The sequence below is a fragment of the Enterococcus sp. 4E1_DIV0656 genome (genome assembly GCF_002140695.1).
GTDB classification, from domain to species: domain Bacteria; phylum Bacillota; class Bacilli; order Lactobacillales; family Enterococcaceae; genus Enterococcus_D; species Enterococcus_D entomosocium.
The window spans coordinates 167,352-187,583 of the sequence record NZ_NGLF01000001.1 but is presented as its reverse complement, the minus strand read 5'-3'; the positions used below and the strand labels follow the sequence as shown (position 1 = coordinate 187,583).

The 20,232-nt window shown below is 43.1% G+C and carries 14 protein-coding genes; 12 read left to right on the top strand and 2 right to left on the bottom strand.

The window, feature by feature from the left end:
• Window positions 1–415 precede the first annotated feature (415 nt).
• The 12 genes from A5882_RS00820 (at window position 416) to A5882_RS00765 (ending at window position 17,805) form a co-directional block, all read left to right on the top strand.
• Complete coding sequence (locus A5882_RS00820) at window positions 416–1,669, top strand: glycoside hydrolase family 28 protein (RefSeq protein ID WP_086372321.1); 1,254 nt, start codon at window positions 416–418, stop codon at window positions 1,667–1,669.
• Between the two features lie 419 nt (window positions 1,670–2,088).
• Window positions 2,089–3,603, top strand: coding sequence for an extracellular solute-binding protein (locus A5882_RS00815; RefSeq protein ID WP_005234195.1), 1,515 nt, complete (start codon window positions 2,089–2,091; stop codon window positions 3,601–3,603).
• 264 nt (window positions 3,604–3,867) lie between these two features.
• Entirely contained in the window at window positions 3,868–4,536 is a 669-nt protein-coding gene (locus A5882_RS00810) for a DUF1961 family protein (RefSeq protein ID WP_008380760.1), read from the top strand.
• A complete protein-coding gene (locus A5882_RS00805; RefSeq protein ID WP_008380762.1) occupies window positions 4,536–5,210 on the top strand; it encodes a YesL family protein in 675 nt (224 codons plus the stop codon). Before A5882_RS00810 ends, A5882_RS00805 begins: the two co-directional genes overlap by 1 nt.
• The gene (locus tag A5882_RS00800; protein ID WP_005234198.1) at window positions 5,185–7,698 is read left to right on the top strand and encodes a hypothetical protein; all 2,514 of its coding nucleotides are present in this window, start codon (window positions 5,185–5,187) and stop codon (window positions 7,696–7,698) included. The genes A5882_RS00805 and A5882_RS00800 overlap by 26 nt, the downstream gene beginning before the upstream one ends.
• The gene (locus A5882_RS00795; RefSeq protein WP_005234199.1) at window positions 7,683–8,630 is read left to right on the top strand and encodes a sugar ABC transporter permease; all 948 of its coding nucleotides are present in this window, start codon (window positions 7,683–7,685) and stop codon (window positions 8,628–8,630) included. The genes A5882_RS00800 and A5882_RS00795 overlap by 16 nt, the downstream gene beginning before the upstream one ends.
• An 11-nt stretch (window positions 8,631–8,641) precedes the next feature.
• Entirely contained in the window at window positions 8,642–9,520 is an 879-nt protein-coding gene (locus A5882_RS00790; protein ID WP_005234200.1) for a carbohydrate ABC transporter permease, read from the top strand.
• Between the two features lie 86 nt (window positions 9,521–9,606).
• Window positions 9,607–11,817, top strand: a complete 2,211-nt coding sequence (locus A5882_RS00785; protein ID WP_008380767.1) for a helix-turn-helix transcriptional regulator — start codon at window positions 9,607–9,609, stop codon at window positions 11,815–11,817.
• Window positions 11,818–12,010: 193 nt separating this feature from the next.
• Entirely contained in the window at window positions 12,011–14,683 is a 2,673-nt protein-coding gene (locus tag A5882_RS00780; protein ID WP_086372320.1) for a beta-galactosidase, read from the top strand.
• Window positions 14,655–15,494: a sugar phosphate isomerase/epimerase gene (locus tag A5882_RS00775; RefSeq protein ID WP_008380772.1), complete on the top strand. Its 840-nt coding sequence runs from the start codon at window positions 14,655–14,657 to the stop codon at window positions 15,492–15,494. Before A5882_RS00780 ends, A5882_RS00775 begins: the two co-directional genes overlap by 29 nt.
• 286 nt (window positions 15,495–15,780) lie before the next feature.
• Window positions 15,781–16,764, top strand: coding sequence for a LacI family DNA-binding transcriptional regulator (locus A5882_RS00770; protein ID WP_074933365.1), 984 nt, complete (start codon window positions 15,781–15,783; stop codon window positions 16,762–16,764).
• Window positions 16,765–17,037: 273 nt separating this feature from the next.
• Window positions 17,038–17,805: a histidinol-phosphatase gene (locus A5882_RS00765; RefSeq protein ID WP_086316497.1), complete on the top strand. Its 768-nt coding sequence runs from the start codon at window positions 17,038–17,040 to the stop codon at window positions 17,803–17,805.
• A 68-nt stretch (window positions 17,806–17,873) separates the two neighbouring features.
• On the opposite strand, the gene add is transcribed toward A5882_RS00765, so the two are convergent.
• Window positions 17,874–18,890, bottom strand: a complete 1,017-nt coding sequence (gene add, locus A5882_RS00760; RefSeq protein ID WP_086372319.1) for an adenosine deaminase — start codon at window positions 18,888–18,890, stop codon at window positions 17,874–17,876.
• A 151-nt stretch (window positions 18,891–19,041) separates the two neighbouring features.
• Window positions 19,042–20,148 (bottom strand): alanine dehydrogenase, encoded by a 1,107-nt coding sequence (gene ald, locus A5882_RS00755; RefSeq protein WP_008380781.1) that lies wholly within the window; start codon window positions 20,146–20,148, stop codon window positions 19,042–19,044.
• Between the last annotated feature and the right edge of the window lie 84 nt (window positions 20,149–20,232).

Sequence of the window (20,232 nt, the reverse complement as noted above, 5' to 3'; positions counted from 1 at the left end):
TTGGAAATGATCTGCGTTGGTTTTCCCAATGAGAAACAGTTAGTTAAGCACCTTATTTCCTTCCTTGACAGGTTGCGCCTTTTTGCTTTTGTAGACAAAAAGGCGCATTTTTCTAACAAGAAAGGACGTTACAAAAAAAGACGATCCTCAGAAATCAAAAAGGACTTTCTTTTGCCACTAAGGGGACTATAGTAAAGAATGTAGGAAAAAAGGACGCCAGAAAGCACATGGGAAAAGACAACGAGATGTGCCAAGAGGAACGCTTTACTTGATGGACAGCGCCAGTAAGAAGCACTTAGTTCTATCCAAATAAATGATAGATGAAAAAAGGTTGGCGATGCGCAAATTTTTAAAAGTCATGGATATCGATAAACCTATTTGTAGCGTAAAACAAAAGCGTAGGAGGTAAGCAAGAATGGAAGACATCACGCAATTATTGCAACGAGAAATTGACCAAGCATCAACTGTGCAGGGAACAGTGATTACACCACCCGGCGCCTATCAAATCGGCGCGTTGTTTTTAAAAAGCAATGTGCACTTGATTGTCTCAGAGGATACGATTCTGTATGGTAGTCAAGAACTGGCCGATTATCCCGAAGTAGATAATCGGGTCGCAGGGATCAATATGAAGTGGCCTGCAGCGATGATCAATGTTTTTCACGCAGAAAATGTCATGATCTCGGGAAAAGGGAAACTTGATGGTCGTGGAGAAACATGGTGGCAAACGTTTTGGGGAACAGATGAAGCCAGCGGGATGATGGCGGATTATGCAAAGAAAGGCTTACGCTGGGCAGCAGATTATGATTGCAAGCGTCCACGAAATATCCTTGTTTATGAAAGTCAGCAAGTAACCATCAAAGATATTTCGTCGGTACAGTCGGGTTTTTGGAATACACAAATCACGTATTCTCACCACATATTGATCGACGGCATCACGATAGACAATGGAAAAGGGCCTAGTACTGATGGCATCGATATTGATTCCTGTGAAGAAGTCACCATTCAAAATGCCTACATTTCCTGCAACGATGACAATATCTCGATCAAGGCGGGACGTGGGGCAGAAGCCTTAGCCCAGCAAAGAAGCTGTCGGAAAATCACGATCAAAGACTGTCAGTTAGGGTACGGTTCAGGAATTGCCATTGGCAGTGAAACTTCAGGTGGGATCGAAGAGATCAAAATCCAAAAAGTCGTCTTTGAGCAAACTGGCGCAGGGTTTCGGATCAAATCCGCTAACAATCGAGGTGGATTTATACGCAAGGTCACTGCTTCGGATTTAATGATGAAGGATGTTGGCTTTCCTTTTCTCTTACAAACAAATTGGTACCCAGATTATAGTTATCCAGAACTGCCAGCTGATTATGCGGAAGAGATTCCCGACTATTGGCACAAATTGATGGCACAACCTGCTATTCCAGTAGGTCCAGCAAAGGTCTGCGACATTAATATTGAAAACGTGCAAGCTACCAAAATAGGACAACAAAGCGTGCGTGCTTTCTTCATCGAGGCCAGCCCAGCAGAACCGATCCGCAATCTAACAATGAAAAATCTTTCCATCCATGCCGACGAGTTCGGCAAGATTGCAGGGGTCGAAAACTTAAAGATGGTGGAAACGATCGTCACTGCGTTAGCGCCAACCTTGGATCAAAATGATGTGTATGAGCGGTAGTACTCTTTCTGTCGGATATGAATGAGTGGTGATCCGCTTAGTACTACAAAACTGATGAATTATCAAAAAAGACCAATGAGTTGGTCTTTTTTTCATGATAAGATGTTTCCAAATCTCTCACGAATAAGAACATCAGTACTTAGGCTACTTTTTCTACAACGAGAATTTAAGAATGATAGGAATCAGAAAAACTGCGATAATTAAATTAATTGAGCGAACTAAGAACACGAAGAACTATTTATTCTTTTTTCCTATAATTTACGATACCTGCAAATGTAGAGCAAAACTCCCTACCCAGCCATATATCAACGATTAACAAAAAATGTCAATTGCTGGAAATCCTGCTTTTCGTTATGCTTTTGGTATTGAAAGCGGTTTATTTAATCGAGCTCAACAACAAAATCTAAGGAGGAAAAGTAGTGAAAAAATTAAGTACGATTCTTGGTTTGGGGTTACTATCAGTCGCCTTTTTGTCGGCATGTGGGAAGGAGGAAGCAGGTTCCACAACAGATTATGATACGATTTCGATTTTATCGCCGTACATTGAAACTGAACCACCTGCAAGTGACAACGAGATTTTGAAACAATTAGAAGCTTACACTGGCAAAAACATTGATATTACCTGGGCACCCAATACATCCTATGAGGATAAAATGAATATTACGTTAGCTTCAGATGATATTCCAGAAGTGATGGTCATTCAAGGAAAATCAGGAGGATTTATCAAGTCAGCAGAAAATGGGGCTTTTTGGGATTTGACCGACTATTTAGCTGATTATCCTAATCTCTCTCAGTCTAACGAGGATGTTTTGCGTAATTCTTCTGTGAATGGCAAAGTGTACGGAATTTATCGGAAACGTGATGCGATGCGGACGGCGGTGATCATCCGAAAAGATTGGTTAGAAAACTTAAACTTAGAGGTACCAGAAACGATCGATGATCTTTATGAGATTGCCAAAGCATTTACTGAGAACGATCCCGATGGGAATGGTGAAAATGATACGTTTGGTTTGATTATTCCCCAATGGCCTGGCTCGATCAATTCAAATAGTCCTTACGATGTGTTAGCTACTTGGTTTGGGGCAGGAAATGCTTGGAAAGAAATAGACGGCACTTTAGAGCCATCCTTTATGCAACCAGAATACCTAGAATCAATGCAATTTGTTAAAGATATGGTGGAACAAGGCTATGTCAATCGTGATTTTGCAACCATGGCAGCAGATAAATGGGATGAGCCGTTTATCAATGGACGTGGTGGGATCATTATTGATACGTATTCACGAGCAGCACAAATCAGTAATAAATTATTGCAAGCTGGAGAAGAAGACCTCGTCGTCTTTACAGGGAATTTAAAAGATAATAGCGGTACGATGAATGCGTTACCGACAGATGGCTATTCTGGTTTCTTGGCGATTCCTAAGTCGAGTGTCCAGACAGAGGAACATCTAAAAGAGGTGTTGACGTTCCTTGATAAATTAAATGATAAAGAAGCACAGGTATTGCTGAACAACGGAATCGAAGGAATCAATTTTGAAGTAGTGGATGGAATGTCCGTCGCACTAGAAGGATCAGAAGCTGAAGCGTTAGCCAATGCGGTCAAAGGGTACTCACAAATTGGGATGAATGTAACGGAAGATACCCTGTACTATATTGCTAAGCCTGATACAGAAGCGGCTACTGAAAGCTATGAAAAACGATTGTCATTGATGGAAGCTGATTTAGAGCACGCTGTCTTTAACCCAGCAGCCTCCTATAATACAGATACGTATGTAACAAAAGGGGCACAGCTTGATCAGATCATTAGTGATGCGCGGGTTCAATTTATCGCAGGACAAATCGATGAAGCGGGTTGGGAAGCTGCGATCGAACTTTGGAAGAATCAAGGAGGCACGCAGCTGATGGAAGAAACGAATGCCCTTCATCAAGCACAATAACGACAGTCGAAGAAGGTTGAGTGGATCTTGCTCTCAACCTTTTTCTTTTTCAATAATTTTTTTCAGCTAATAAAATGGAGTAATAGTCAAGTGAGACGAGACAGGTAGTGAGAAATCAGAAAAGAAAAAATGGAAACAAGCAAATGAAAACCCTAATCTAACGCTTGATATCAAAGAATTCAAAAAAAGTCAATTGTTAGAAATGTAGGTCAAGTTTACTATGAAAAGAGAAAAGCAGCTCATATACGCATAAAAGGAGAAGAAATGTTAGCGAAATTGATCTATGAAAATCCGCTGAATCAAGCAGCAGATATTCAACACTTTATTGCTGAAGGAGAGCCCAAGATTACTTTCCAAGACGGGATGATTCTGGCGAATACGTATTCTGAAGAATCAAACAAACAACCACATTTTGTTTTATGGCTGCCTCAACAATTTCCAGCGGACCTACGAATCACCTGGCAGTTTCAACCACTGGCTGAACCAGGCTTATGTATGCTCTTTTTTGCAGCAGCCAATCGCAAGGGTGGCTCGATCTTCGATTCTGGAGTACCCAAACGAACCGGGGCATATCCCGAGTATCATTCTGGAGGGATCGATGCTTACCACCTTTCTTATTTTCGAAGAAAGTATGAGGAGGAACGGGCGTTTGAAACGTGTAATTTGCGCAAAAGCCATGGGTTTCATCTGGTCGCCCAAGGCGCAGATCCACTTCCGAGTGTAGCAGATGCCCGAGGGTTTTATCACCTAAGAATCGATAAGGTAGGTGCAACGATCTCCTTTTGGATCAACGACTTATTGGTGTTAAGGTACCTTGATGAGGAACAGTTTGGTCCCATATTAACCAAAGGAGCGATCGGATTTCGGCAAATGGCGCCAATGAAGGCCCGCTATAAAGACTTAAAGGTATATTCCTTAGAGGAGGAACGGTGATGAATTGGCAGAAAGTATATCAAGCAGCAGATTTTGTCTTTTATTGTTTGCTGATAAATGTAACCGTTATTATAGGTGCGCTAGTAGGTGGGATCATCTTTGGACTGGCGCCTAGCATACAAGCAGGATTCCACGTAGCAAAGAAAACCCTTAAACAGGAATCGCCGCCTTTTTTTCAAACGTTCTTTCGGTATTACCGCAGGAACTTTTGGCGATCGAATCGCTTGGGCTTACCGATCATTCTCTTTTATTTGTGCCCCATGGTAGTGATCCAGCAAGGATTTTTAGCGGCATTGACTCAAACAGGCTTGATCCTATTGATCGTTAGCCAATGCGTCGCGATCGCTGTGATTAATACATTGCTTAGCATGTACGAATATTATGTGCTCCCAACGAAGAAGTACCTAGGCGCTTCACTACGCTTTCTTTTCTTTCAACCTATTGGCACCTTTTTAGGCGTCCTTTGGTTTGGGATTTGTAGTACGATCAGCTTTTTTCTCCCCGGTCTCCTGCCATTTTTAAGTATTGGGATGTGGATCATTGGCACAATGGGGATTTACTTGAAATTATTTGATGAAAATGAACAAAAGCTAAAGCAACAAAACGATGCAGTTCAACCTGCAGAGAGGGAAGAGGAGGAAATCGAGCATGGCATTGAAATGGCTCAAAAATAAACCTAAGGGAAAACGTGGGCTGAGTTTTGGGTATCCATGGGAAAAAGGAGCTTTACAACCTGAGGTTCTAAGTGAGGAACTGTTTTTGCTGGGGGAGGAGCCGCTGCAAACGAAAGTACTGGCTTACTGGCCAGATGGCAGTGTGAAATGGACAGGACACAGTGGTCTGGTGGCAGAAACGACGCAGTTACTTTTTCAAAGAAAACAGCGTGTCCAGAAGAAACAGGCGATTGCTAGGGAAGCATACAACGGTATTTATTTTGACAACGGTACGATCAAAGGCTTCTTCCCGAAACATGGGGAAGGGAAAAATGTATTGGACTGGGTAGCGGTCAATGGGCAGAAAAAATTGCAAGATCTTCACGCAATCCTGCAATACCAAAACAAAAAGGTGCAGTCCAAAGTAACGGACTTGATGTTGGAAGAAAATGGTTCAGAAAAAGCCGTTATCAAAGTATCGGGCGTCATTGAGATCAATCAAGAAGTGGTGCAAGAGTTTATTTTACGGTTCCGTATCTTTCGCGAAATCAGCAAATTGGAAATCATTCATACGGTCATTATCATCAAACCACTTGCTTATGAAGGCATGGGGGTAGCATTTGATTATGCGTTGACAGGTGAAAATTGGAATCGACAAGTCAAATTTATTGCAGATGCTGTGTATCATGAAGCGGCGCAATTGTTACTTTCACGGCGACACTATCAACAAAACATTCCCTATCAAGAACAAGCCAGTGGACAGCTCGTTTCATTGACCCCAGCGGACGAGCCGATGCTGTCTCATGCGGTGGAAAATGCTATTTGGGACAATTTTCGGGTCAATCAAATCAATCATCGGTCATTTGAATTAGAAAAACAGACAGAACCTGGGTACTGTTGGTTGCCCATTGGGGATGGTGAGCGTTATTCAGGTACCTTTTACGCTGGGGGAGAAACCGGCGGCGTTGCTTGCAGTATGGAGAAATTTTGGGAAAAAGCACCATCTGCGATCGAGGTGGCAGGCATCACCCAAAAAGCAACCCGAATCACGATGTGGCAGTGGTCACCGAATGCCAAGCCAATGGATTTTCAGCACTATTCCAAACGGGATCATGTGCTTAGCGGATACGAAGGAATGGAAGAGATTCGTTCGACGGCAGTTGGCGTAGCAAATACGACGCGTTGTTGGTTGGATCTTTATGAGGAAGCCCCGTCAGAAGAAGTGTTGCTGGACTTAGCTCAAGAAAACCAAGAACCTGCCCAGATCGTTTCATTGCCAGAGCGTTATCAAGAGACGAGGGTTTTTGGCAAGATCAGTTTACCAGACGAATCAACGAAAACGAAACAGTTGCTGGAGCAACAATTGGCTGAGATGCGTCAATTCTATTTAGCAGAAGTCCAACAAAGAAGTTGGTATGGCTATTGGAACTATGGTGATGTCATGCATACCTATGATCAGTTTCGACACCAATGGCGCTACGATCTTGGTGGGTACGCTTGGCAAAACACTGAATTGGTCCCTAACATGTGGCTTTGGCTAGATTTCTTACGGACTGGTGATCCAAGCGTCTACTATCTGGCTGAAAGCATGACGAGACATACTTCAGAAGTCGATCAGTATCATGCTGGGGAATACAAAGGATTAGGGTCACGGCATAATGTCGTTCATTGGGGTTGCCAAGCCAAAGAAGTTCGAATTTCAATGGCGGGTCTCCATCGCTACTACTACTATTTGACAGCGGATGAACGCATTGGAGAGATTATGGAACAAGTCAAAGACAATGAAACCTATGCTTTTGATGCGTTACCACCGATGCGCGAGTTTTATGAACGAGAAACGAAGCGGATACCGATTCGCATCGGACCAGATTGGGCTGCGCTAGTCTCGAACTGGTTTACCCAGTGGGAACGGACGAATGATCCTGTGTACCTTGAAAGAATTCGCACCGGCATCACCTGCATCAAAGCCATGCCCCAGCGCCTATTGTCTGGTCCCACAGTGTTATTTGATCCACAAGACAAAACCTTATCTTATATGGGAACAGGGAATTTTGGCGGCTATCACATGGTCATCTCCTTTGGGGCGCCGCAAGTTTGGTTAGAACTTGCTCAAGTGCTGGAAGACCCAGAGTGGACAGAGATGTTAGGGGAGTTTGGCTGGTTTTATAGCTTGAGTCCTGAAATAAAAGCAGAAGAGTCAAACGAGGTACTGACGGAACCTCATTTTGCCTGGCCAATGTTTGCGTCGACGATGATGGCCTTTGCTGGGCGAGTGCGTAACGATCGAGCAATCAGTCAAAGGGCTTGGCAGTTATTGCTTGATAATGACAAATCGGGTGTTCCATTGCCGATCGAAGCGACCATTGAAGCAGCGACAACGTGGAAAAAAATAAAAGAAATGCCGTGGGTATCGACCAATGTGTTGTCACAGTGGGGGCTAAATACGATTTGTTGTTTAGCACTGATTGGAGCGGAATTAGAGGAGGAGAATGAATGGAAACAACAATAAAAAAAGTGCCGAAAACGAAAGAGCAATGGGGGAGTTTTCTCAACCATTTTAAACAAAATAAATGGCTCTATATTTTGACGATTCCCGGGATCATCTATTTTGCAGTATTTCGTTATGCGCCGATGTATGGGTTGATCATTGCTTTCAAAGATTATGTGCCCTTTTTAGGAATCGCAGATAGCCCATGGGTAGGAACACAAAATTTTATGGATTTCTTCAATAATCCTGATTTCTTTCGAATCTTGTGGAACACGTTGATGATTGCCTTTTTAAACATTTTCTTTTCGTTTCCAGCACCAATCTTTTTGGCACTGTTACTGAATGAATTACGCAACAAGCTGTTTCAGCGGACCATTCAAACCTTCGTCTATGTACCGCATTTTCTTTCATGGACGATCGTCGTTAGTCTTTGGCATATTTTATTCAACATCGATCATGGAGCGATCACTCAATTTATCGCTTCGTTGACAGGCGTGGAAATCGATTTTCTCTCAGACCCGCAATGGTTCCGCCCCATGATCGTGATGCAATCGATTTGGAAAGAGATCGGTTGGGGGACCATTATTTATTTAGCTGCCTTATCAGGTGTGGATCAGGAACAATACGAAGCCGCGATCATGGATGGTGCAGGACGTTTTCGTCGTGTGTGGCATATCACTTTGCCTGCGATTCGTTCGACGATCATCATTATGCTGATCATGCGGATCGGGTCGATTTTGTCTACTGGGTTTGATCAGATTTTCTTGATGACCAATCAGTTGAACCGAACAGTAGCAGATGTTTTTGATACGTATGTGTATATGATGGGGATCACCAATGGCGCTTACAGTTACTCAACAGCCGTCGGATTATTTAAATCGATCGTTGGGATCATCCTCGTACTTTGTACCAATAAATTAGCGAAACGCTTTGGCGAAAGCGGCTTATACTAAGGAGGAAAAAGATGGATACTTTACACAATACGAAGGCAGGGAAAATATTTGACATTTTTAATGCACTATTTTTGGCATTGATTGGGTTATTCATGGTGATTCCTTTTATTTATGTGATCGCAGGTTCATTTGCTACGGAGTTAGAATTGACCACACGTTCGTTTTTCTTATGGCCAAATGAGATCAGTCTCGACTCCTATCGCTTTATTTTTTCAACCAACACCTTTATCCGTAGTTTGCTTGTAACGGTCGGCGTTACCATCGTTGGCACGCTGGTGCAGCTTTTCTGTACCTTCACCTTTGCCTATCCTTTATCACGCAAGCACCTAAAAGGACGGAACACCTTGTTGAATCTCGTGATTTTTGCAATGCTCTTTTCAGGTGGGATGATCCCAACGTTTATCGTGGTGAAAAATTTAGGACTGATCAATTCTTATTGGGCATTGATTTTGCCAATCGCGATCAATCCCTTCAACTTAATGATCATCAAAAACTTTTTCCAAGAAATGCCGATCGAGTTGGAAGAATCCGCCAAGATGGACGGCTGTACGGAACTAGGGATCTTATGGAAAATCATTTTGCCTTTATCAAAACCAGTGATCGCGACCTTCACCCTTTTTTACGCCGTTGGTATCTGGAACGACTTCATGAGTGGATTGCTCTATATCAACGATTCAGCAAAATGGCCGATTCAGTTATTGTTAAGACAGATCACGATGGCCTCCAGTGGTGCCAATGCGTTAGCAAGTATGGACCCAAACTATGTGCCGCCTGAACAAGGAATCAAATTTGCAGTCATCATTGTGGCGACTTTACCAATTTTGATCTTCTATCCGTTTTTGCAAAAACATTTTGCCAAAGGAATGCTGATTGGATCCGTCAAAGGATGATACACTTCAATAGTTGTGGATAGGTTGTCATGCGTTTTTTCGCATGACAATTTGTTACATAAAATCTATTACAAGGGTGTTTGGGAATGAAGTACTTTAAAACAGGCGGTTTTCATCGAAAACTGCAGCTAGCCAGTCTATGGATCGTCGTGCCGCTATTAGCCGTTGCAATCTTTTTGCATGCCTATTTGATCGGACCATTACAACGATCGTATCAAGAACTAAACAATCGCCAAGTCGAAGGAATCGTTAGTAACATCAACCAACAGTTCTCGCAGCTGGAAGTGACTTTAAGCGTTTGGGGGCAATCGTTTCAAAGGCGCTACCAAGAAGATTTATTGGAAACGACGAATTATCAGACGTTGATCCAGCTGTCGGAAGAATTGTTTTACTTAACCAATAGCTCCAATTATGTCAATCGAATCGGTATTTATTCGCTCGGAGAGGCGCCCTTTGGGATTGAAAGTGGCGGCACGTATGAATTAACGCTCGAGCAAACCAAAACAGCATTTGAACGCTATCGGATCGATAATGGTAGGCAGTATCAGTGGAAGATCATTGAAGAAGAGGATGAATTGATTTTTGTACAAAACATTGATAGCCAAGGCGAAGATCAGCCTAAAATTTTTTTAGTTGCAACGATCGACGAGCAATCATTGTTAAAGTATTTTTATGATACTCAAATTGAAAATGGACTCGCAGCGATTTCCTTTAATCATGAGAGTTTTCGTTTTATTGGCGATCAGAACTTAGCGAATGTTATCCAACCGCTGAGTGAGGAGCATCAAGGAACCTGGGTAGAATCGATCAATGGCAATGATTATAGCATGATCGCCGTAAACAGTACGCGACTCAACCAAATATGGACGTTTTATACCGTCGTTCCCTTAGCATTGATTACCGAGCCAGTCACTCATTTGGCTAGAGTGCTGATCGTCGTAAGCATTCTTTTTATTGCTTGTGTGGCAGTCATGAGTCTCTTTTTGGCAAAAAAACAATACCAACCTTTTGAAAAAACGATGGATCAGCTCTTTGGTAATACCCAATGGAAAAAAGAAAACGATCTGGAGTTTTTGGTGGACCGTTGGCAACAATTAAGTCGGGAAAAAGGATTGTTGCAAAATCAGGCGGAACGCTTTCAAGATTCGCTGAAGCGACAAGTGATCCAACATTTGATGGAAGGGTATTATGGCTATTTATCGGAGGAAGAATCGCAACAATTACTGCAGCAAAAAAACTGGTGCTTAAGTGACCAAGGGTATCGCCTGTTTTATTTCCAACTCAATGATCTATTAAGCAATCAAGCAAATTCACAAGATGAAACCCACATTTTGTTTGCCTTAGAAAACATTATAGCGGATGTCACAGCCATGTTTTTCCCTGAATCAACCATTGTTTCTTCAAATGAAGGACGGATTTTGGTTTTTGTGGTCAATCAAGAGCAGCTACTGACAGATTACTTCACGATGATCACCAAGCAAATCAATTTGATCGTCTGCCGTTATGTCACCATCGTTAGTTCGCAACAAGAAACAGAGATTCGCAAGTTGCCTGAAGTTGCCCAACGTCTCAAAAAGCAAATCCATCTGCAACGGTTGATTCCCGAAAATCAAGTGCTTCAAGGAGAGAAAATGCGCCCGCTGCCGAAGTATTCTCTTTCGCAAGAAAATTTGATTTTAACAGCGCTGAAAAGTGGCTATCATGAAGAATTGCAACGAAGTGTCCAGCGGTTTTTAGAACAGGTCGTGGCAGAAAACAATCAACAGGCTGCGGTGATCTATGTGGTCAATCGACTGTACGATCAAGTCGATTACCTTTTAAATGAAAATGGGGTCTCACGAACGGATTATGTATCGAAAACGGTTGTGTTAGAGCGAATCGAACGACTTTTGGACATCAATCAGATCCAAGCCTTTTTGTACCATCATTTCTTAAAACCCGTCTCCATCCTCTGGCAAGAAAATGTCGCTAATTCTTATAGTGAAATGATCCAAAAAGTAGCGGAGTACATCCAATCTGATTTTCGCAATGAACAAATTTCGTTAGAATACGTTGCGGATCGTTTCGAAGTAGACCCAATCTTTTTGAGTAAGGAGTTCAAGCGTGCCAAGCAGGTCAACTTTATTGATTATTTAACCAATGTTCGCATCGTAGAAGCAAAACGGCAGTTGCTCGAAACTGATCACCAAATCAATGAAATTGCAGAAAACCTTGGGTATAATCCCAGTTACTTCAATCGTTTATTTAAAAAGTGCACGGGAATGACCCCAGGACAATATCGAAAAGGTCAGAGCTGATCACTGTTGGTTGCTGCGGAAAAGCTCGTATTTTCGCAGCTTTTGCTCTGATTTTTCCATGTTTTCGTCAGCAAATGTTTTGTATAATAGAAAAGAAAGCGATTTCTAATGCAGCTTATGTTCAGCAAGAAAACCAGTGGACTTGTCGAAGTTGTTGGAAATCTGATAGTAAATAGATGGAGGAAGAAAAGAAATGAAAATCGTTCTAGGCGGAGATTCAACCGTGGCGGATTATCCCCTTGATCAACAGCCAATGATGGGCTGGGGACAAGCTTTACCAAGCTATCTGTCCCCAGAAGTAGACGTACACAATTTTGCGAAAAACGGCAGTACGACTCGTTCGTTTATCGAAGAAGGGTTGTTTAAGCAACTCCTGCAAGAAGTCGAACCGAATACAGTCGTCCTACTGCAATTTGGACATAATGACCAAAAAGAGAAAAATCATGTCACGATGGAGGCGTACATTGCTCATTTGACAGACATGATCCGTCAAATCAAAGAAAAAGCAGGAATTCCTATCCTGTGTACACCTGTTGAACGACGTGTAGGGGAAGAGGGACGACTGGCGCATACGTTGTCAGCATTTTTACCTGTCTTAAGAGAACTTAGTCGAACGGAAGAAGTGGATTTGTTTGATTTAAATCGCTATACCTATCATTATTATGACACATTAGGACTAGAAGCTTCCAAAGCGCTCTTTGTTTGGTTAGCACCGGATGAGCACCCCAATTATCCTGCAGGTCTCGCAGATGATACCCACTTTTCAAAGGTCGGGGCGCATATGATCGCTCGCTATGTAGCGATTCGTTTACAGGCGTTTTTCCATGAGCAACCACTGTTTCCTGATATTTATTACGGCGCCTGCATGTATCCAGAAGTCTGGTCGGAAGAAATCATGCAAAGTGATAGTCAAACGATGAAAACGTTGGGCATGAATTTTGCTAGAATTGGGGAATTCATGTGGCGTGACTTGGAGCCTCAACCTGGAGAATATGATTTTGCGTTGTTGGAACGTGCGCTAGAACAGTACCAAGCAAATGGCATCGATGTTTGCTTATGTATTCCAACGCCAACTCCGCCCCGCTGGTTTACAAAACAGTACCCAGAAGCTTTAATCACTAATCAAGATGGGACGAAGATGCATCATGGCTCAAGACAGCATGTCTGTACCAACAACGAGGACTTTCGCCGCTATGCCTATCGTTTGACGAGAAAAATCGCTGAGATTGCCGAAAAACATGAAAATGTCGTTATGTTGCAATTGGACAATGAGTTTAAATGTCATGTCGATCTATGTTACTGTACGACGTGCCAAACGCGTTGGCATACGTATTTAAAAGACAACTATCAATCCGTGACCAACCTCAACGAGTGTTGGGGCACGAAGGTGTGGAGTGAGTGGTATGACGCATTTGAGGATGTCGTCTTGCCACTAACGACCCCGTTTTTGCATAATTCTTCCCTGATGAATGCCTTTCGCCGCTTTACCACCGATACGTTGAATGAGTTTGCGCATGATCTTTGTCATTTTATCCGAATGGAGACCGCGTTACCCATTACCCATAACTCCGCTTTTGGGTTTAACTTGCAAAATGATGAGCTATTTGCTGATTTAGATATTGCCGGTTTTGATACGTATGCACCGGCAGACAACTATCCAGCGTATACGATGAACTTGGATCGTTGGCGGAATGTCAAACCGCGCAACAAGGAAATGTTATTGTTAGAAACTTGTACCGCCAATGCCGGTCATATTGAAAACTATGCGGCACCTCGTCCTCATGGGTTTGTCACAAGTGAAGCGTTCATTGGCTATGCTGGTCATTTGAAATCCTTCTGTTTTTGGCATTTTCGTGGACATCGCTATGGTGTGGAGCAACCCCATAGCGCCGTGTTAACTGCTTGGGGAGAGCCAGATCGTGGGTATGAAGAGGTAGTTCGGATTGGCGAACTAAGACAACAGATCGCACCACTTTTAGCGGAAACGAAGTATGTATCTGCAAAAATAGCCATCATCTACTCGGACTACTCGAAACGCTTTTACACGATCGATCATGGGGGTATTTATGATTATCGCAGCCTGTTTACCGAATTTTACGGCAGTCTGATTCGCCAAGGGATTCGTGTAGAAATCATTCAAGAAAATAGTCCGTTAGAAGAGTATGATGTTGTTCTTGCCCCATTTGTTCGTTGGATCAGTCCTACCTTGCTGAAAAAATTTGCCGCCTTTACTGAAGCAGGAGGCAAGCTGATTTTAGGCCCGATGACGGGGGATCGGACAAAAGAGCTAGCGTGGCCAGCGACGAATGGCTTAGATCGTTTAGGAGAATGGCTCGGGTTTGACCAAATCCAGCAGTTTACGGTGAACGGACTGACTTATCAGCTAACCTATGACGGCCTAAAAGAACCTTTGGATCATTTGGTCACAGTTTTTCATTGCCCAGAAGATTGGGAAACGATCGGACGAGGGAATGACCAAACGCTACTAGCTAAGAAACAACTGGCTCAAGGAGAGATCATCTATTTAGGTGCGCTACCTAGCAATTTACCAGACAGTTTGATATGGCAGTCGTTTTGTCACAAAGAACTTTTCCCTTATGAATCAGAGCGCCTGTTGATCAAATGTTCGGAAGGTGTGATGAAGTATCGCCGAGAGTCAGCGACCCATGTCCAACTCTGGATCAGTAACTTAGGGATGACGACAGCTGACTTTACCTTACATCTCCCCGGTTTCGAACGCTTATCAGGTGAAGCGCTGGCGCGGGGTAACCATAGGCTAGAACCTTATGAAAATTTGATTATTGAATGGGAAAAAACAGTAGAAAGCGAGGAGTCAGATGATTCATTTAGCCATCCGAGGGCATGACCTCTCAGGAGAATATACACCCAAGCAGCTAGCACAAGCGGTAGGAGCAAAGAAAATAAGAAACGTTCAGTTTGCCTTGAATGCGTCTTTTCCAGACCTAAGTGCTCCTGAAAAAATGAGTCCAGGTATGGGGACCTTCTTCAAGAATGAATTCCAAGAACAAGGCGTTCAAATCGCTTTGTTAAGTTGTTATAGTAACTTGATTCATCCCGAACCAGAGGAACGAGAGAAAATCTTACAGAAATTTGAGCGCTACTTATTCCATGCCCGTTATTTTGGTGCCAGCATGGTGGCTTCAGAAACAGGCTCAGTCATTGCCGCGCTGGGATATAGCGAAGAGAATTTTTCGGATGAGGTTTTTGAAGACTTGATCCATGTGATCCAGCGACTCGTTCGAGTAGGAGAAAAACATAAAACCATGGTAGGGATCGAAGCAGGAATGAATCATCCGTTGTATTCGAATCAGCGCATCGCCGAGCTGATTGAACGTGTTCCTTCTGATTATCTAGGGATCATTTACGATCCAACGAATTTGATCACCGCAAAAACGGCTGCTGATCAAGTTGCATTGGTAGAAGAAGCGTTTACTCTTTTTGGCGAGAAAATCGTCTGCTTGCACCTAAAGGATTTTCAACTCTCGAGAGAAGAAGTGATCCCTGTCCCGTTAGGTGAAGGACAAATACGGTATCCAGAAATTTTACAGCTTCTGATCAAACACAAGCCATACTGTTACGTGGTGTTAGAAGAAACAAAAGACGCTGGGATCGATCGTGCGGTGGCGTTGATTGAAGGCTTAGATTTAAAAAATTAGCTGGGTGCTTGTGTAAATGATTGTTTAAGAGAACACGGGAGTGATTTTCTTGTTTTCTTCAAAGACGCTGACATTAATGCAAACTTTTATCTAGCATAGAAAAGTTGTTTATGGTGAGATTTCATCTAAACAGCTTTTTTATTTTCATAAAAATAGAAAATGTAAGGTAAGGTTTGCTATTATAGAATAAAAAGAAAGCGTTTTGGAGTGTTGCATTCGGATAATAGATCAAATGGAAAAGGATTTAACAATTACGAGACATGTAAAAGAGAGAAAGGAGGGACCAATGGCAAACATGCAAGACGTAGCAAAACTTGCCAATGTATCCGTGACTACCGTCTCACGAGTGATCAACAATAAAAAATACGTGAATGAAGAAACAAAGCAGATTGTGCTAGAAGCAATTCAAGCACTTGATTATGTACCAAATGAATTAGCACGGTCCTTTTATTACAATTCCTCAAAGATGATCGGCTTGCTGATCTATGATTTGAAAAATGATTTTTATAATCAATTTATCACCCGAATCGAGTCGCAACTGATTGAGAAAGGCTATAGTTTGATGATTGGTACCACACAAGGGAATCCTGAAAGAGAAACCTATTTTTTGAACTTGTTTCTCGCAAATAATATTGATGGGGTAATTTTATGTACCAACCTTTGTACGCAAGGTCCATTGTTGCAAAAGGTTCTCAAATTACCTCTAGTGAGTGTGGGTAGAGTCCTTAGCGATGAAGTATCCTCCGTTTCTGCGGATAATACCTCAGGTGGACAGTTGGCAGCACAGATCTTAATCCAAAATCGTTGTCGCGAGATCCTCTTCGTTAATGGACCAAAGACATTACATTCCGTTCAAGAAAAATCAGCTGGTTTTTATCAAGTGATGGACCAATACCCAGAGATCCATGTTCACGAGGTCATACTCGATTTTGTAAATGTCACGCAAACTTCCTTTGATCAACTTTTTCGTCAATGGCCTTCTATCGATGGCATTTTTGCGGCAAGCGATTTTTTGGCAGCCTGCGCTTTACGTTCCCTTCATTCACTGGATAAAAAGGTTGGTGAAGCGATTCAAGTGATTGGTTATGAAAACACCAATGTTTGTCTTTGTACTAACCCTTTGCTTTCGTCCATCGCACGACCTTTAGAGGAGATGGTGGATTGGACGACCCAGCTACTTTTTCAAGAGGTACAAGGAGACAAAACCGCACCAAGACACGTCCTCTTGAAAAATTCATTTGTCCCAAGAGAAACGACTCAATGGAAGTGATGGGAAAAGAAGCAACCGCTTGCAGCTTTCTTTTGATTGTCTTGGGATAGCCGCAATTCTATAATGAAATGGACTGGAATAAATCCAGACTGATGAAGTTGCTAAGTGATAGGTGTTGATAGCTAGTACTATTTTTTCGAAAAAATGGTTCCGTTTACAAAAGATTCTGTAAAATAGCGAACGGTTTGAAGGATAACGCCTCAAGAAGAGTGTACCTAAAATGCGATCACAAAAACAAATTAACCTAAATGTAATAAGAAGGAGTGAATAACCATGTGGAAAGCAAACTATCATACCCACACAACTCGATGCAAACATGCACGGGATTCTGATGAAGACTATGTGATCAAAGCCATCCAAGCTGGCTTTAAGGAAATCGGCTTCGCTGATCATTGTCCCTGGCCCTTTGAGGATGGGTATGTCTCGCCCATGCGGATGGATGTTGCGCAATTGGAAGATTACGTTTCATCGGTGAAAAGCTTACGGGAAAAATATCAAGGACAAATCGATGTGAAATTAGGATTAGAGTGTGAATATTTTGAAACAATGATTCCTTGGCTAGTTGCAGAGAAAGAAAGGCTGTCGATCGACTATTTGATTTTTGGCAATCACTTTCCTGAAATCGAAAGCAATCACTATTACGACCATACACCCGGGGATTCGGTAAAAGCGATCAAAGATTATCTCCGTGTTTCTTTACAAGGGATCGAATCAGAAATTTTTGCTTATATGGCACACCCAGATGTGTTTATGCGGGGCTATAAAACCTTCGATTCCCATTGCGAAGAAGTTGCTTACCGTTTATGCGAAAAAGCCAAAGAGTATCAGCTGCCATTGGAGTATAATTTGGCGGGCTATACGAATGGTGGCTATCCGCATCCTGAATTTTGGAAGATCGCTAAGGAAGTCGGCTGCTCTTGTATTATTGGGATCGATGCCCACGAGAGTGCGGCTTTCACAAATACAGAAATTTACGAAAGAGCTCTTTTAGAAATCGATGCCTTAGGATTAACAAGGATCGATCGGCTCTTCTTTGCGTGAAGGAAAGAAAGTTGATTGTTTTGGAAATAAACATGGACGCCAGTGGGGATCACTAGCGTCCATGTTTATTAGAATTGCCATTCTTGAATTTTTTTCAAGAGTACCGCTTTGTCGGAAGCTTTCGCAAAGGAATGCTGAGCGGCAGTTACGTTTAAGAAGCGCATCTCTGATTCGGTCATGTCGCAATGATGAGCCATTTGCAGGTATTCATTGGTCAATGTCGTATTTGAGACCGTTCGGTTATCGGTGTTCAAACAAAAAGGGACCTTGGCTTCCAGCCATTCTCTGAATGGGTATGCCGAGTATGTGGGAATCGCACGCGTATGAACATTGCTGGTAGGACAGCCTTCGATACAGCGATTTTGTTCTCGAACAAACGCTTGGGCAGTGTGATCTCCTTTTAAGGCGATGCCGTGGCCAATCCGCTGAGCACCGCTTTCGATAGCTTGATAAATGTTTTGCACACAGCCGCATTCGCCTGCATGTAAGGTCAGCTGGACACTTTGGTTCTTGAGGAACACTTGATAGCTAGCAGCTAAATCAGGGACGTACCCGTCTTCTTCTGGACCTGCTAGATCAATACCGACTACTTTTTCATCGGTAAGAGCGATCGCTTCATCAAAAATCGCCGTAATAGCTGGTAGGTCTTCTTGACGCATCCCAATGACCAAAACATTGCCTTTTATTGGGTAGCGTTTTTCTGCTCGTGCGCTGCCTTCGATCACGGCTTGGATGGTCTGGCTGCAAGTGAGTCCTTTGTCCATCGATAAGCTGGGGGCAAAGCGGATCTCAATATAAGCGACCCCATCTTGAGCGGCTTGTTCCATCACGTCATAGGCAGCAGCTGCTAACGCTTCTTGTGTTTGCAAATACGGCCGAACGAAATCAAAGCAGCTAAGATAATCCCTCAGGTCATGACAATCTTTGGGGGCTTGCATCTGTGCTTTCACAGCTTCGATGTCTTGCTCGATCGGTAGTTCTTGCTGATTGGCGATGGCGATCAATGTTTCTGGACGAATGGAACCGTCGAGATGGCAGTGAAGTTCTACTTTGGGAAATGCTTGGATTTGTTGTTGAGTAAGCACAGTGTTCCTCCTGTCTAGGTCGAATTTTTTTAAGTATGAATATAGCATACTTCCAAAGCCCATGCTACCCAAAAAAGGAAATTCTCATAGAAAGCAAAACAGCAACCGCGAATTACTTGTGCGGCTGCTGGTTTTATTGTGGGAGAGTGGCTCAAATCAATTCCGATAGATCGGTAAAAGGCAATGACAGATCGTGCGCGGCTTCTTTTGAAGTAAATGCGCCCTCATAGGCGATGACCCCTTTGGCAAGGGCCTCGTTTTCTCGCAACGCTGCTAAAGGGTTTTTCGCTAGCTGCTGGGCATACGGTAATGTGGCAATGCTCAATGCGATGGTTGCCGTTTGCGGCACAGCTCCCGGCATATTCGCCACTGCATAGTGAATAACTTCTTCCCGGATATAGGTTGGCTCGTCGTGGGTGGTGACTTTGTCTTCAGTCTCGAAAATTCCGCCTTGGTCAATGGCAATATCGACGATCACGGATTTTTCAGGCATCTGTTTCACCATGTCGCGGGTCACTAAGCACGGGGCTTTTTGTCCTGGCAATAAAACTGCTCCTACCACCAAGTCTGCGGATTGGATCGTTCGCTCGATATTCAAACGATTGGAATACAAAGTTTGGACTTGACCAGAAAATTGTCGATCCAGCTCTTGTAAGCGTGGGATTGAAACGTCTAAAATTGTCACTTGTGCGCCTAGACCTACGGCGACTCTCGCGGCATTCTCGCCGGCAACGCCACCACCAATGATCGTTACCCGACCTTGACGGACGCCGGGAACACCCGAGAGCAGGATCCCTTTTCCGCCATAAATTTTTTCGAGAAATTGCGCGCCAATTTGAACAGACATTCTTCCAGCGATCTCACTCATGGGAGACAGTAAAGGCAGGGTGCCGTTCGCCAGCTGGACGTTCTCATAAGCAACAGCGATCACTTTGCTGTCGATCAACGCTTGAGCAAGCTGTTGATTGGCGGCTACGTGGAAATAGGTGAATAAAACCAGTCCCTCATGCAAAAAGGGGTATTCTTCTGGTAAAGGTTCTTTGACTTTCATAACCAATTCAGAGGCCCAAACCTCTTCAACGGTAGCAATCGTAGCGCCGACTTCCTGATACGCTTGATCAGAAAAGGTTGATCCTGCACCAGCGCCTTGTTCAACGAAGACTTCGTGTCCGTCTTGGACTAACTCATAGACTCCGGAGGGCGGCAATGCCACACGATTTTCATTGTTCTTAATTTCTTTGGGGATACCGATTTTCATAGATTTCACACCTTTCTTTCTTCCATTATAATAGAAAGCGGATTCCCAAAGGGAGAAAAAAGGGTTTTTTTATTAAAAAATAAG

Excerpts from the sequence above, each read along its gene's own strand:
- A5882_RS00765 (WP_086316497.1), top strand. The coding sequence starts at position 17,038 with ATGTGGAAAGCAAACTATCATACCCACACAACTCGATGCAAACATGCA.
- A5882_RS00790 (WP_005234200.1), top strand. The coding sequence starts at position 8,642 with ATGGATACTTTACACAATACGAAGGCAGGGAAAATATTTGACATTTTT.
- ald (WP_008380781.1), bottom strand. The coding sequence starts at position 20,148 with ATGAAAATCGGTATCCCCAAAGAAATTAAGAACAATGAAAATCGTGTG.
- A5882_RS00785 (WP_008380767.1), top strand. The coding sequence starts at position 9,607 with ATGAAGTACTTTAAAACAGGCGGTTTTCATCGAAAACTGCAGCTAGCC.
- A5882_RS00820 (WP_086372321.1), top strand. The coding sequence starts at position 416 with ATGGAAGACATCACGCAATTATTGCAACGAGAAATTGACCAAGCATCA.
- A5882_RS00805 (WP_008380762.1), top strand. The coding sequence starts at position 4,536 with ATGAATTGGCAGAAAGTATATCAAGCAGCAGATTTTGTCTTTTATTGT.
- A5882_RS00780 (WP_086372320.1), top strand. The coding sequence starts at position 12,011 with ATGAAAATCGTTCTAGGCGGAGATTCAACCGTGGCGGATTATCCCCTT.
- A5882_RS00800 (WP_005234198.1), top strand. The coding sequence starts at position 5,185 with ATGGCATTGAAATGGCTCAAAAATAAACCTAAGGGAAAACGTGGGCTG.
- A5882_RS00795 (WP_005234199.1), top strand. The coding sequence starts at position 7,683 with ATGGAAACAACAATAAAAAAAGTGCCGAAAACGAAAGAGCAATGGGGG.
- A5882_RS00770 (WP_074933365.1), top strand. The coding sequence starts at position 15,781 with ATGGCAAACATGCAAGACGTAGCAAAACTTGCCAATGTATCCGTGACT.
- A5882_RS00810 (WP_008380760.1), top strand. The coding sequence starts at position 3,868 with ATGTTAGCGAAATTGATCTATGAAAATCCGCTGAATCAAGCAGCAGAT.
- A5882_RS00775 (WP_008380772.1), top strand. The coding sequence starts at position 14,655 with ATGATTCATTTAGCCATCCGAGGGCATGACCTCTCAGGAGAATATACA.